Genomic DNA, 11,941 nt, shown 5'->3' with positions numbered 1-11,941 from the left:
GCTCAAGGACGACACGAAGGGAGAAGCCATGAAAAAGAACCTGGTGATAATTGCCGCCGCATTGTTGGCTGGCTGTGCTGCTGCCCCACATAACTACCAGCCGGTAAAACAGCCTTTTAGCTTCCCTGCCGTGGGTAGCGTGGAGACAGTACAGGTTGGCCAGGCGATGCTAAAGCAAGGCGTTGCTGCCAAAAGTGAGGCCATCCACCTGGACAACGAACAGGTAGCAGGCCGTTATACCTTGCTGGCTGGCAGCTACCCTAAAATTGGCGAAGACAGCCAATACAACTACTACTCAGCAATGACCGTTGATGGCCGTTACATCACCTTTGGCATGTTTGATCTGGCAGCCCCAACGGCATCATTCCGCATCGATAAGCAGACCGGTAAAGTCTGTATTTATCGGCCAGAAGACACGGTGCCCTGCGCCGATGTGACGTACACCAAAGACGTGGTGAATGCGCCCAATGCAGGCGGCTCTGAGCAAGCGCTGATTTATGAAGGCAAAGCCAACAACCAACTAAAAGTTGCCTACCGAGAGACAGGCAGCAAGGCTGGTAACGTTAATGGCAATGCCATCTATGACTTGTCAGACAGCAAGATCATTGGTTACAAAGGCGCAGAAATCGAAGTGATCGAAGCTACAAATACCAGCATCAAATACAAGCTTATAAAGCATTTCTAGCCGGTCTCTTTTTAAACAAATACTTGAATCCCACTCCTACCCCCCTCTTTAACAAACTGGGCTCTCACACACAGAGCCCAGTTTGTTTATGTCCTCCAAAACTTTCACGCTTCGCCGCCGCTATTTTGAGCATGGCACCTTTGGTGAACTGGTCGACAACAGCGGTAACCGCCTTGCGGTCACTGTTGAATGCCCCTGGCTGAACAACCAGCCAGGTAAGAGCTGTATCCCCGAGGGAACCTACACCCTGGCCCCTCACAACAGCCCCAGCAAAGGCATCTGCCTGGCTATCTCGGGCCCCTCGCTTGGGGTCACGGTAAACGGCCCCAGTTTACGTACCCACTGCCTTATCCACGTTGCCAACAAGGCCAGCGAACTTGAGGGCTGCATTGCTCCGGGTGAGCGCTTCGGCGTGGTTAGCAATGAATGGGCGGTGCTCAACAGCCGCAACACCTTGGACAAGGTGTTGGCCGCCGTAGGCTTGGAAGCCACCCTGGTTGTCCGGGGGCAATGATGGGCGCCAACTGGCAGTGGTCATTTGCTAAAGGCCGGGCAGACCGCCTGGCCGCCGAGCTGCGCCACTACCACACCGGGCAGCCCGCCGGGGAACCTGGCTTGCATAGCCACGATGGCACTATGCAGAGCCAGTATCACAGAGGATGGTCCAGCCCCTCTCCCGTTGAAATTTACCAGCACATTCACCACCCCAACCCTCCAAGGAAATAGCCATGAACCCCAAAGTGCTTTTGGATTTGCTTGTTGCTGCCGGCAAGAACGTGGTCGCGGCCCTTATCACCAAAAAAATGGTGCTGTGGGCGCTAGAGCGTTACGCCGCCAGTACCAAAACCAAGGTCGACGACTTTGCCGTGCAGCTTGTTGAAGGCGGCCTGGAGGCCGACACCAACAAGATCCAGGCTGCTGTGCAGGGTTTGACAGACGCGTGGCTCAAAGAAAAGGACACCAAGCCCAATGCCTGATCTGTTTGACCGCGCCAGCGAGCTTGAAGAGCAGCAGCGCCAACGGGCGCTGTCTGCGCATGCCGCCATACGCCAGCCCGCACAGGACAAAGACGCTCAAGGCCGGGTGTGGTGCATTGATTGTGGCGTGCAGGTGTCACCCAAGCGGCTGGTGCTGCTGCCATCGGCGCCGCGCTGTGTGGATTGCCAGGAAATAGCCGAGCTAAGGAGCCGCCATGGGATGGCTTAACCCGGAGTGGTCGCCGCTGTATATCGCCCTGGCCAGCCTGGCGCTAAGCGTTGTGGTGGCCCTGCTGCAACTGACCTTTGCCAAGCGGCAGGAGCTGAACGACCTGGCCCGAATGGTAGACGGCCTGGAACGGCGCATCGAAGACCTGCCAAGCCAGCGCGATCTGCACGAGCTGAGCATCAAAATTGCCGACCTTAATGGCCAGATACAGGGCATTGCCCCGGCACTTAAACGCATGGAGCGCATCGGCGATCTGTTATTGGAAAACGAACTGAAAGGGGGTGACCGCAAATGATGGCCCAACTGCTGCAAGAGCATCAGCGACTGGTGATCTTACGCCTGCTGCATGAAGCCAGCGGCATGGATTTGAACGAGTCCATTTTGCAAGACGGGCTCGACGCCTACGGCCTGGACATCAGCCGCGACAACCTGCGGGTGCAGCTGGCCTGGCTGGCAGAGCAAGGCATGCTGAGTTTGGAGCCGGTAGGCCGCTCACAAGTGGCCAGGCTCACTGTGCGCGGCGAAGACACCGCGAGGGGCCGTGCCCGCGTGCCAGGCATTAAGCGCCCCAGCGCCGGAGACTAACCCATGAGCGACAGAACCACCCGAGGGCGGCGCTCTAAGGTAGACCTGCTGCCGGAGGATATCCGCCGCGAACTGGACGGTATGCTGCGCGATGGCCGCTTGAGCCAGGTGGAGATCCTGGAGGCGGTGAACGAGCTTATTGAGCAGTCAAAGCTGCCAGAAGACATGCAGCTCAGTCGCCCTGGCCTTAACCGCTACGCCAGCAAAATGGAGGCGGTGGGCAAAAGCTTGCGGGAAATGCGCGAGATCACCCAGGTCTGGACAGCTGAGCTGGGCAACAAGCCCACCGGCGAAGTGACCAAGCTGATTCTTGAAATGGCCCGTAGCCAGCTGTTTAAGGCGCTTTTAAACGAGTCGGAAGGGGGCGAGGTTGCCGACGTGGGCATGATTAAAGACGCCATGCTGGCCGTCCAGCGCCTCGAATCGGCCGCCATGCAAAGCCACAAGCGCGAGAAAGAGATCCGCCAGGCCTACGCCGCCGAGGCGGCGGCGGCCGTCAGCGAAGAGCTGCGCGGTGAGGACGGCATGAGCGAGCAACTGGAAGACCGCATCCGCCAGATCCTGTTGGGGAAAGCCTGATGAGCAAAGTCTTCCACCAGGTAATGGCCGCCGTCTGGGGCACGCTCTTTGCCTTGTTGTTGCTCACCGCCCTGGCCACCAAGGCCTGGGGCATGGCCCTGTTCTTTGGCGGGGCGCTGTACCTGCTGGCCAAGTCTTTTGCCTGGATAGGAGGCCGCCATGGCCACCAATAAGCTTCACCTCACCGCCATCAGCGAACCGCGCAAGATAAATCTCGCCGAGGAGTTGGAGCTGGCCGGGGTGGACGTGCCCCAGGAGATGGTCGACGCCCAGCCCGGTGGTGAGCCTGTGTTTCTGCCTTATCAGCAGCGCTGGTTCGAGGACGAAGCCCAGGTGATGATCGCCGAGAAGAGCCGACGCACCGGCCTGACCTGGGCCGAGGCCGGCCGCAACGTGATCAACGCCGCCAAGCCCCGCCGCCGGGGCGGCTGCAACACCTTCTACGTCGGCAGCAAAAAAGAAATGGCGTTGGAATACATCGCCGCTGCCGCGCTCTTTGCCAAGGCATTCAACAGCCTGGCCGAAGCCGATGTGTACGAGCAAACCTTTTGGGACAGCGCCAAGAAAGAAGAGATCCTGACGTACATGATCCGCTTCCCCAAAACGGGGCGGAAAATCCAGGCGCTCAGCTCTCGCCCGTCAAACCTTCGCGGCCTGCAAGGGGATGTGGTTATCGATGAGGCCGCATTCCATGAAAGCCTCGAAGAGCTGCTTAAAGCCGCCCTGGCTCTCACCATGTGGGGCAACAAGGTGCGGCTTATCAGCACCCACAATGGCGTTGATAACCCCTTTAACACCTACATCAACGACGCCCGCGAAGGCCGCAAAGACTACAGCGTGCACCGCATCACCCTGGACGACGCCATCGAGCAGGGCCTCTATAAGCGCATCTGTTACGTCACCGGCCAAGAGTGGAGCCTGGCGGGCGAGGTGAAGTGGCGCGAAAACCTTTACAAGAACGCCCCCAACACCGAGTGCGCCGACGAAGAGTACGGCTGTGTGCCCCGCAAGTCGGGCGGCAGTTACATCAGCCGGGTGCTGATAGAAGCGGCCATGGTCGCCGACCATTCCGTGCCGGTGCTGCGCTTTGAGGCCCCCGACGACTTCATGGGCTGGACGCCAACCATGCGTGAAGCCGAGGTGCGGGACTGGTGCGAGCAGCACCTGGCGCCGCTATTGGCCGCGCTTAACCCAGAGCATCGCCACAGCTTTGGCGAGGACTTTGCCCGGCGTGGCGACTTAACCGTATTTGTGCCGCTCGCCATTAAGCCAGACCTTCGCAAGCGGGTGCCCTTTGCCGTTGAGCTGCGCAACGTAACCTACGAGCAGCAGCGCCAGGTGATGTTCTACATCTGCGACCGCCTGCCGCGCCTGGTGGGCGCGGCCTTCGATGCCACCGGCAACGGCGGTTATCTCGCCGAGCAGGCGGTGCTCAAATACGGCATTGAAATGGTCGACCAGGTAAACCTTAGCCAAGCCTGGTACCACGAATGGATGCCCAAGCTTAAAGGCGAGTTTGAAGCCTTCAACCTGGAGCTGCCGCGCCACCAGTCGGTGCTTGATGACGTGCAGCACATCAAGCTGGTAAACGGCATTCCCAGCATCGACAAAGGCCGTAAAGACGATGTGCAAGCCAAGGGTAAAGGTAAGCGCCATGGCGACTTTGCCGTCGGCCTCTGTATGGCCGTGCGCGCCTCATACATGGACGGGGGCGCCATCGAATTTACCGCACTACCTGCATCAGCCAGCCGGTGGGATGAAACCAGCCCACAGGCCAGTGATGACTACGTATCAATCAAAGGGGGCTGGTAATGGCCATCGACAAAATCAAGGCCCGCCTGGGCCGCAATAGCCAGGCACTGACAACCCAGCAGACCGACACCGCCCAGGTTGGCTTTGTGCGCCGTGAGTGGGTAGAGCACCCCACCAGCGGCCTGACCCCTGCACGGTTGGCCGAGATCATGCGTGATGCCGAAATAGGCCGCCTGACGGACCAGCTAGACCTGGCCGACGACATCGAAGAGAAAGACGCCCATGTGATGGCTGAGTTGGCCAAGCGCAAGAACGCGCTGCTGGGTAAAAGCTGGTTGATTAAGACCCCACCCAATGCCAGCGATGCAGAGCAGCGCGATGCCGACATGGTGAACGAGGTACTGAACTCGCTACCCGAGTTTGAAGACCTCGTGCTCGATATGGGCGATGCGATCCTGCGCGGCATGAACAACAGCCAGATCACCTGGGACCGCGATGGCCAGCTGTATTACCCGGCCAAACTGGAGACCATACCGGCGCGGCGCTTTACGGTTGACGAAGACAACCCCAACACGGTGCTGCTGCGCCTTGATGGTGGCCTGTCTGCCCCGCTGTGGAAGTGGGGCTGGGTGCAACATAGCCATAAAGCCAAGAGCGGCTACATCGCCCGCGCCGGGCTTATCCGGGTGCTGGCCTGGCCGTTCCTGTTTAAGAACTACAGCGTGCGGGACTTGGCCGAGTTCCTGGAGATTTACGGCCTGCCGCTGCGCCTGGGCAAATACCCCACTGGCGCCAGCGACACTGAAAAATCAACCCTGCTACGGGCCATTATGAGCATTGGCCACAATGCCGGTGGCATCATCCCCAAGGGTATGGATATCGAGTTCCAGGAAGCGGCCAAGGGCGCCAGCGACCCCTACATGGCGATGATGGACTGGGCCGAACGCAGCCAGTCCAAGGCGATTTTGGGCGGCACCTTAACCAGTCAAGCCGATGGCAAGTCCAGCACCAACGCCCTGGGTAACGTGCACAACGAAGTGCGCGAAGAGCTGGTGGCCGCCGACCTTCGCCAAATTGCCAGCACCTTAACCCGCGACTTGGTGTTGCCACTACTTGAGCTGAACGGCAAGGGCGACTACCACAACCCGCGCCGCCGCCTGCGCCTGGAGTTTGACACCCAGCAACCGGAGGACATGGCCGCCTTTGCCACAGCCTTACCGCCTCTGGTGCAGATGGGCACGAAGATCCCGGCCAACTGGGTTAACGACAAGCTAAAAATCCCGGTACCCAAAGACGGCGAGGCAGTGCTGGGGATGGTGCAAACCGGCCTGCCTGGGCAAGAGGCCGCACCGGCAGGCCAGGCCGACTCAGTGCAGCAGACGGCCCTGAATGGGGCGCAAATCACCAGTTTGAGCGAAATCATCCAGCAGGTGCAAAGCGGCACACTCGACACCCAGCGGGCCAAGGCGCTTATCAAGGCCGGGTTCCCCGCCATTGATGACGCCGCCATCAACAACCTGTTGGGTCTGAATCCGGCAGCGCTGAACTTTGCCGCCCTCAAAGCCCAGCCAAAGCCGCAAGACCAACTGGCCGGGTTGACCGCGACGCTGGCCAACAGCGCGGGGCAGCAACTGGACGATGACGTGGCCGCTATAGCCGCATTGGTCGACAAGGCCGAAAGCTGGGATGACGTAGAGCGGGCGCTCATAGAGGCATACAAAGACCAAGGTGCGGCGGCCCTTGCTGGCATCATGCAGCAGGCGATGGCTGCGGCGCAGCTTGCCGGGCGCTACGACGTGGAGCTGGGCAACTGATGGCAGAGTACGGCGGTGTCCAGTTCCAGCAGGCCATTGACTGGTTTAAGGGCAAGCTCAATATGCCCACGGCGGCGTGGGATGACATATGGGGCGCCATGCACACCCGCGCCTTTGTGGTAGCCGGTGCGCAAAAAGCCGATCTGTTAACCGACCTGCGCCGCGCCATGACCAGCGCAATTGAAGATGGCACCCCGTTAAACACCTTTAAAAGCCAGTTTAAAGACATCGTGGCCAAACACGGTTGGGAGCATACCGGCAACGCCGACTGGCGAGCGCGGATCATCTACGACACCAACCTGCGCCAAAGCTACAACGCTGGCCGCTGGCAGCAGCTGCAAAGCTTCGACTATTGGGAGTACCGCCACGGCAACAGCGAGAGCCCGCGCCCTGACCACCTCGCCTGGAATGGCAAACTGTTGCCTAAAACCAGCGCGTGGTGGCGGACCCACTTCCCACAGAATGGCTGGGGCTGCACCTGCTTTGTGCGCGGCTATACCAGCGCCCAGGTAAAACGCCGGGGCTTAACGGTGGCCGATGAGCCGGCACTAGAAACCTGGGACTACACCAACAAGAAAACCGGTGAGGTGATCAAGGTGCCCAAGGGTATCGATGCCGGTTTTGACTACTCGCCCGGCGAAGCCACCTTTGGGCGCCAGCTTTCGGATGATGCAATGGCCCAGTGGCAGGCTGCCAAGGGGGATGCCTGGCAGAGCCTTACCCCAGGGAACTGGCAAACTGCCGGGCGCCCCGAGAGGCTACCTGTGACCAAGACAGACACCGCCTTGGCTGACCGGGTACAGAGCAAAGCTGAGCTGCTGTCGCTGACGAAAAAGGTATTGGGCGGCGCGGAGCGGGTATTCGACAAAGCACCAGTGCCGGTGTACGTGAACGCTGAAACCTTGGCTGAGCATATCGATATTGCCCGCGCCCCGATGCTGCCCCTACTGCCGGAGCTTATCCAGACCCCTGCCGAGGTCTGGGCCGCCTTTGAGCAACACAAAGGCACCGGCCAGGTACAACTGCGCTGGCGTTTTATCAGCATGGTCAAGGCCGGAAAATACCAGGGGCAACTACTGGTGGCGCAGGTGGCCAGGGGGATGCTCGAAGCGTGGACCTTTATTCCGGTTAAGCAGCTTAACTACATCAACAAGCAGCGCCAGGGGATCTTGGTACACGGTGGGGAATAGGATCTCGCAGCAGCGCCAGCACTGCGGACAACAGTTAACGGGTATAGAGCTGGGCCTCACCCGTAACCACTTGAGGAAACCTTAGCACATGGCCGGTACCCATATCACCATCAGCCCGCAAGGGTTCGAGCAAGCGACCAACCTCTTCCAGGAGCTGGCCAAGCGCGGCAACAACCTGGAACCGGCCATGGCTGCTATTGGCGAGTACCTGGTGGGCAGCAACCAAGACCGCATCGTGGCCGGAGTCGATGACGAAGGCAAAGCCTTTACGCCGCTGAGCAAGGTCACCAACGAGCGCAAGACCAAAAACAAAGACAAGGTGCTCATTGAGAATGGCTACCTCTTTAACCTGGTATACCAGGCAACGGCAGATGCCATGCAAATGGGTACCGATAGAGTGCAAGGAGCGATGCTCTATTACGGCGGCACGCGGGACAAGTACCCCAGCCTGTGGGGTGACATTCCGGCAAGGCACTTTATCGGCATCAGCCCCGACGACAGAGACGAGGTGATGGCGATTATCAATGACTACCTCAGCGACGCTGAGAGAGCCTAAGAGGCGCCAGTGGCTACCGAGCTATGAGCGAAGGGGCTTTAAACGCGCACAGGGCGATTTGAAGCGGGTTTAAATCGGGTATGATGCCAGCGTTACCACAGTCAAGCATGGAGCGTTGCAGCGTGAGCGAAGAAGTCGAACAAGGAAAAGGCATTAACGAGTGGCTTAAAGACTATTGGCTGGCGTTAACGGTCGTAGTGGTTGCAGTGCTCGCGGTGACGGCCATTATCTACTTTTACCGTCAAGCCTTTCCCGGTCCTATTGATGCTCAGCACGATGCCTTTGGCACCTTTGGCGATTATGTGGGTGGTCTTCTCAACCCAATCCTATCTTTTCTCACTATTGTGTTGTTGATTTGGTCCTTGCATATGCAGCGCCAAGAGCTGGTGGAAACGCGGAAGGAGCTTAAGCAAGCGGCACAGGCGCAGAGTGAAATGGCAGCGCTGGCGAGAAAGTCTCAAAGGCTGGAAGAAATAGAGCGCATCATTAAACAATGCGCCGCAGAAATAGAGAAATGTGCATCACCTTGTGACACCTACAAGAAGTGTATGGAGGTAGTCGTTGATGCCAATGTAAGGCTAGTGACTTTATGTGATTGGGCTTTTGAATATTATCGACACGGTGGAGCAGAGCGCTATTGCGCTGAAGTTATCTTTAGCGGACTGGAGCTTTGCCAAAAAGTATGGCGCATTCAAACCATCACTGATGGCTCTGATTATCGTCGTCAAATGGTGCTGGGAGTGCATGTTAGAGGTCTTGATGTTGAGGTCTTTCAAATCCTCAAAGGGATACGTGATAGATGGGTGGAATCATCATCAAATCTTGGACTTGATGCCGATCATTCCCCGGGGTTGCTAAATAACAGTGCCAGGCAGAGTATTGTCGCGGTTCTCAGCTCCATGAATACATACGCCCTTGATAAAATCCAAACTATAAAACCCACTCAAAAATAATATTTCCGCCATCTAAATTTTAAACAAACACTTGAATCCCACCCCCTAAACCCTCGGGGCCATCATGGCCCCATGAAAAAACGCCCCCTTACAGCCGCTGTTGCGGCACTCAGTAATCAGTCCAGCACTGTGGTGCTGGGCCTGGCGGCTTGCACTCTCTCCCAGCAAGGCAATGCCAGCGTCCAGCTGCTACCGGATGGGCCGTTCAAGGCTAAGGATGGCCGCCCACATGATGTGCCTGGCGGTCAGTGGCTGATGGATGCTGCCGCCTGGCAAATGCTGAAGGCCGATGCCGCCGAGCGCACCAACGATTACCACTTCGACTACGAGCACCAAACCCTGCGTACTGCCGACAACGGCCAGCCAGCCCCTGCTGCGGGCTGGATAAACCCGGCTGCGCTTCGCTATGAGCCGGGCCAGGGCCTGTTTGCCGACAACGTGCAGTGGACCCCAAAAGCCGAGCAGATGATTGGCGAAGGCGAGTACCGCTACATCAGCGCCGTGTTTGCCTACGACAAAGCCACCGGTAGGCCGCAGCAGCTGTTGCATGTGGCACTCACCAACAATCCCGCTGTAGACGGCATGAAGGCCATTGCCGCGCTCACCGCCCAAACTCCCACCCCGCAACCACCACCAGGAGACAGTGCCATGAATGAGGCCCTGAAAAAGCTGCTGGCCGCGCTTGGTATCAGCATTGATGGCGTTGACCTCAATGATGCCGAAGCCGCCCAGGGGCTTGTTGATAAGGCCCTGAGTGCCATTAAAGGCATGACGGACCAAAGCACCAGCGACAAGCAAGCCGTTGCTGACCTCACCGCCAAGCTGGAAAGCGGCATCGACCATTCCCAGTACGTGCCTGTTGGCGTGTACCAGGAGCTGCTGGCCAAGTTCAAAGACACCGCCACCCATGCCGGTACCGCCGCCCTGACCGCTGCCATCGAGCAAGCTGAAAAGGACGGCCGCATCTATGGCGCCAAAGACCGCGCCTGGCTTGAGGGTGTCGGTAAGAACCAGGGCCTGGCGGCACTGACCGCCCAGCTTGATGGCCGCCCGGCCATCGCCGCGCTCACCGCGACCCAAACCACTGCCAAGCCCCAGCATGACGATAAAGGCCTGGCTGTACTCACTGCCGAAGACAAAGCGGTGGCCAAGTTGCTTGGCATCACCGAGGAAGACTTCGCCAAGCAAAAAGGGGCTAAGTAATGATCATCACTCCTGCCGCTCTTACCGCGCTGATGACCGGCTTTCGAGCCGACTTCGAGGCGGGTAAAGCCCTGGCTGAAAGCCAGTACCTGCAAATTGCCACCGAGGTGCCCAGCACCAGCAAGTCAACCACCTATGGCTGGCTGGGTAAATTCCCGGCATTTCGTGAGTGGGTTGGTGACCGGGTTATCAATGACATGGCCGCGTCCAGCTACGTCATCGAAAACAAGCCGTTTGAATCGACCGTTGGCGTTGACCGCGACGACATCGAAGACGACAACATCGGCGTTTATAAGCCGCTGATGCAGGAAATGGGCCGGGCTTCCACGGTCTTCCCTGACGAACTGGTATTCCCACTGCTCGATGCCGGTGTCAGCACTACCTGCTACGACGGCCAGAACTTCTTTGACACCGACCATCCGGTATACCCCAACGCCGATGGCACCGGGGCCGCTGTTAGCGTCAGTAACTACAACGACAACGGCGGTGCGCCGGGTGCCTTGTGGTTCCTGCTCGACACCACCCGTGCGATCAAACCCTTCATCTACCAGAACCGCCGCTCCATGCAGTTCATGCAGATGAACAAGGCCGATGACGAGCAGGTGTTCACCTCCAAAACCTTCCGCTTTGGCGTCGATTGCCGTGCCAACGCCGGTTACGGCTTCTGGCAGATGGCCTATGCCAGTGGCCAGGAACTGACAGCTGACAACATCTGGGCAGCAATCGGCGCAATGCGGGCCTTTAAGGCCGATGGCGGCAAGCCACTCGGCATTAAACCCAATCTGCTGGTGGTGCGCGGTACCCAGCAACAAGCGGCCGAGGAAGCCCTTAAGGCCAACCTCACCGGCGGCGGCTCCAACACCTTGAGCGGCAAGCTCAAGATCGTTGTTGCTGACTGGCTCTAAGCCGCACTGCAACACACAGGGCGCCGCCTGGCGCCCTGTGAACCAAACAACGGAGTAACCATGCTATGTCCAAAACGACTATCTACACCGCGCTGGTGGTTGCGAGCATCGCTCACGATGGCTATCGCCGTGCTGGCCTCGGCTTTAAAAAGGGCGATAACGCCTTTGCCAACCAACCGCTTACCGATGCGCAACTGGCCGCCATCGAAGCCGACCCGCGCCTGTCTATCAAAAAGGCTGAGGCCCAGTCTGCCAATGCAGCGCCGGGCGGGGCCTTGGACGCTTCGGATGTGGTCGACCCTGTAACGTTCAGCAACGAAGACGGCTTTATCGCCGGCGTCGTTGACCATGACGGTAAGCAGATCGCGCTGGCCGACATGACTGTAAAAGACCTCAAAACCATCGCCAAAGATCTGGACGTTGAAGGCTATTCCAAGCTGAGCAAAGACGCCCTGGTTGATGCCATCCAGGCGGTGAAGGTCCAGGCCGCTACTGACGGCGCCGAGGCCTAAC

General features: G+C 58.7%; 16 protein-coding genes. All 16 read left to right on the top strand.

The genetic code is table 11. The annotated features are described in order from the left end of the window. Positions 1-28: 28 nt before the first annotated feature. The 16 genes from B3C1_RS19340 to B3C1_RS07945 all read left to right on the top strand — a co-directional run bounded on the left by B3C1_RS19340 (position 29) and on the right by B3C1_RS07945 (position 11,940). Complete coding sequence (locus tag B3C1_RS19340) at positions 29-685, top strand: hypothetical protein (RefSeq protein WP_008484079.1); 657 nt, start codon at positions 29-31, stop codon at positions 683-685. 88 nt (positions 686-773) lie between these two features. Beyond that, on the top strand, positions 774-1,199 hold the full coding sequence (locus B3C1_RS08010) for a DUF5675 family protein (RefSeq protein ID WP_035481515.1): 426 nt from the start codon (positions 774-776) through the stop codon (positions 1,197-1,199). Positions 1,200-1,413: 214 nt separating this feature from the next. Next, a complete protein-coding gene (locus tag B3C1_RS08005) occupies positions 1,414-1,662 on the top strand; it encodes a hypothetical protein (protein ID WP_008484077.1) in 249 nt (82 codons plus the stop codon). Beyond that, positions 1,655-1,891: a TraR/DksA family transcriptional regulator gene (locus tag B3C1_RS08000; protein WP_008484076.1), complete on the top strand. Its 237-nt coding sequence runs from the start codon at positions 1,655-1,657 to the stop codon at positions 1,889-1,891. The genes B3C1_RS08005 and B3C1_RS08000 overlap by 8 nt, the downstream gene beginning before the upstream one ends. Then, a complete protein-coding gene (locus tag B3C1_RS07995; RefSeq protein ID WP_008484075.1) occupies positions 1,878-2,186 on the top strand; it encodes a DUF2730 family protein in 309 nt (102 codons plus the stop codon). Before B3C1_RS08000 ends, B3C1_RS07995 begins: the two co-directional genes overlap by 14 nt. After that, positions 2,183-2,476 (top strand): VpaChn25_0724 family phage protein, encoded by a 294-nt coding sequence (locus tag B3C1_RS07990; RefSeq protein WP_008484074.1) that lies wholly within the window; start codon positions 2,183-2,185, stop codon positions 2,474-2,476. Before B3C1_RS07995 ends, B3C1_RS07990 begins: the two co-directional genes overlap by 4 nt. A 3-nt stretch (positions 2,477-2,479) precedes the next feature. Then, complete coding sequence (locus B3C1_RS07985) at positions 2,480-3,055, top strand: DUF3486 family protein (protein ID WP_008484073.1); 576 nt, start codon at positions 2,480-2,482, stop codon at positions 3,053-3,055. After that, positions 3,055-3,228, top strand: coding sequence for a hypothetical protein (locus tag B3C1_RS20140; protein WP_156804499.1), 174 nt, complete (start codon positions 3,055-3,057; stop codon positions 3,226-3,228). Before B3C1_RS07985 ends, B3C1_RS20140 begins: the two co-directional genes overlap by 1 nt. Further along, entirely contained in the window at positions 3,215-4,867 is a 1,653-nt protein-coding gene (locus B3C1_RS07980; protein ID WP_008484071.1) for a hypothetical protein, read from the top strand. Before B3C1_RS20140 ends, B3C1_RS07980 begins: the two co-directional genes overlap by 14 nt. Then, entirely contained in the window at positions 4,867-6,621 is a 1,755-nt protein-coding gene (locus B3C1_RS07975) for a DUF935 domain-containing protein (RefSeq protein ID WP_008484070.1), read from the top strand. Before B3C1_RS07980 ends, B3C1_RS07975 begins: the two co-directional genes overlap by 1 nt. Beyond that, complete coding sequence (locus B3C1_RS07970) at positions 6,621-7,811, top strand: PBECR2 nuclease fold domain-containing protein (protein WP_008484069.1); 1,191 nt, start codon at positions 6,621-6,623, stop codon at positions 7,809-7,811. The genes B3C1_RS07975 and B3C1_RS07970 overlap by 1 nt, the downstream gene beginning before the upstream one ends. Before the next feature lie 88 nt (positions 7,812-7,899). After that, positions 7,900-8,367: a phage virion morphogenesis protein gene (locus B3C1_RS19335; RefSeq protein WP_008484068.1), complete on the top strand. Its 468-nt coding sequence runs from the start codon at positions 7,900-7,902 to the stop codon at positions 8,365-8,367. A 122-nt stretch (positions 8,368-8,489) separates the two neighbouring features. Continuing rightward, positions 8,490-9,320 (top strand): hypothetical protein, encoded by an 831-nt coding sequence (locus tag B3C1_RS07960; RefSeq protein ID WP_008484067.1) that lies wholly within the window; start codon positions 8,490-8,492, stop codon positions 9,318-9,320. A gap of 72 nt (positions 9,321-9,392) precedes the next feature. Beyond that, complete coding sequence (locus B3C1_RS07955; RefSeq protein WP_035481460.1) at positions 9,393-10,523, top strand: phage protease; 1,131 nt, start codon at positions 9,393-9,395, stop codon at positions 10,521-10,523. Further along, positions 10,523-11,428 (top strand): Mu-like prophage major head subunit gpT family protein, encoded by a 906-nt coding sequence (locus B3C1_RS07950; RefSeq protein WP_008484065.1) that lies wholly within the window; start codon positions 10,523-10,525, stop codon positions 11,426-11,428. The genes B3C1_RS07955 and B3C1_RS07950 overlap by 1 nt, the downstream gene beginning before the upstream one ends. A gap of 65 nt (positions 11,429-11,493) precedes the next feature. Then, the gene (locus B3C1_RS07945; protein ID WP_008484064.1) at positions 11,494-11,940 is read left to right on the top strand and encodes an HI1506-related protein; all 447 of its coding nucleotides are present in this window, start codon (positions 11,494-11,496) and stop codon (positions 11,938-11,940) included. The last annotated feature ends 1 nt before the right edge of the window (position 11,941 follow it).

Origin of the sequence: Gallaecimonas xiamenensis 3-C-1 (genome assembly GCF_000299915.1) — a bacterium.
Lineage (GTDB): Bacteria > Pseudomonadota > Gammaproteobacteria > Enterobacterales > Gallaecimonadaceae > Gallaecimonas > Gallaecimonas xiamenensis.
This window is presented reverse-complemented; position numbering and strand designations above follow the sequence as displayed.

What these genes read in the sequence shown, in the direction of transcription:
- B3C1_RS19340 (WP_008484079.1), top strand. Translation starts at nt 29, where the DNA reads ATGAAAAAGAACCTGGTGATAATTGCCGCCGCATTGTTGGCTGGCTGT.
- B3C1_RS08010 (WP_035481515.1), top strand. Translation starts at nt 774, where the DNA reads ATGTCCTCCAAAACTTTCACGCTTCGCCGCCGCTATTTTGAGCATGGC.
- B3C1_RS08005 (WP_008484077.1), top strand. Translation starts at nt 1,414, where the DNA reads ATGAACCCCAAAGTGCTTTTGGATTTGCTTGTTGCTGCCGGCAAGAAC.
- B3C1_RS08000 (WP_008484076.1), top strand. Translation starts at nt 1,655, where the DNA reads ATGCCTGATCTGTTTGACCGCGCCAGCGAGCTTGAAGAGCAGCAGCGC.
- B3C1_RS07995 (WP_008484075.1), top strand. Translation starts at nt 1,878, where the DNA reads ATGGGATGGCTTAACCCGGAGTGGTCGCCGCTGTATATCGCCCTGGCC.
- B3C1_RS07990 (WP_008484074.1), top strand. Translation starts at nt 2,183, where the DNA reads ATGATGGCCCAACTGCTGCAAGAGCATCAGCGACTGGTGATCTTACGC.
- B3C1_RS07985 (WP_008484073.1), top strand. Translation starts at nt 2,480, where the DNA reads ATGAGCGACAGAACCACCCGAGGGCGGCGCTCTAAGGTAGACCTGCTG.
- B3C1_RS20140 (WP_156804499.1), top strand. Translation starts at nt 3,055, where the DNA reads ATGAGCAAAGTCTTCCACCAGGTAATGGCCGCCGTCTGGGGCACGCTC.
- B3C1_RS07980 (WP_008484071.1), top strand. Translation starts at nt 3,215, where the DNA reads ATGGCCACCAATAAGCTTCACCTCACCGCCATCAGCGAACCGCGCAAG.
- B3C1_RS07975 (WP_008484070.1), top strand. Translation starts at nt 4,867, where the DNA reads ATGGCCATCGACAAAATCAAGGCCCGCCTGGGCCGCAATAGCCAGGCA.
- B3C1_RS07970 (WP_008484069.1), top strand. Translation starts at nt 6,621, where the DNA reads ATGGCAGAGTACGGCGGTGTCCAGTTCCAGCAGGCCATTGACTGGTTT.
- B3C1_RS19335 (WP_008484068.1), top strand. Translation starts at nt 7,900, where the DNA reads ATGGCCGGTACCCATATCACCATCAGCCCGCAAGGGTTCGAGCAAGCG.
- B3C1_RS07955 (WP_035481460.1), top strand. Translation starts at nt 9,393, where the DNA reads ATGAAAAAACGCCCCCTTACAGCCGCTGTTGCGGCACTCAGTAATCAG.
- B3C1_RS07950 (WP_008484065.1), top strand. Translation starts at nt 10,523, where the DNA reads ATGATCATCACTCCTGCCGCTCTTACCGCGCTGATGACCGGCTTTCGA.
- B3C1_RS07945 (WP_008484064.1), top strand. Translation starts at nt 11,494, where the DNA reads ATGTCCAAAACGACTATCTACACCGCGCTGGTGGTTGCGAGCATCGCT.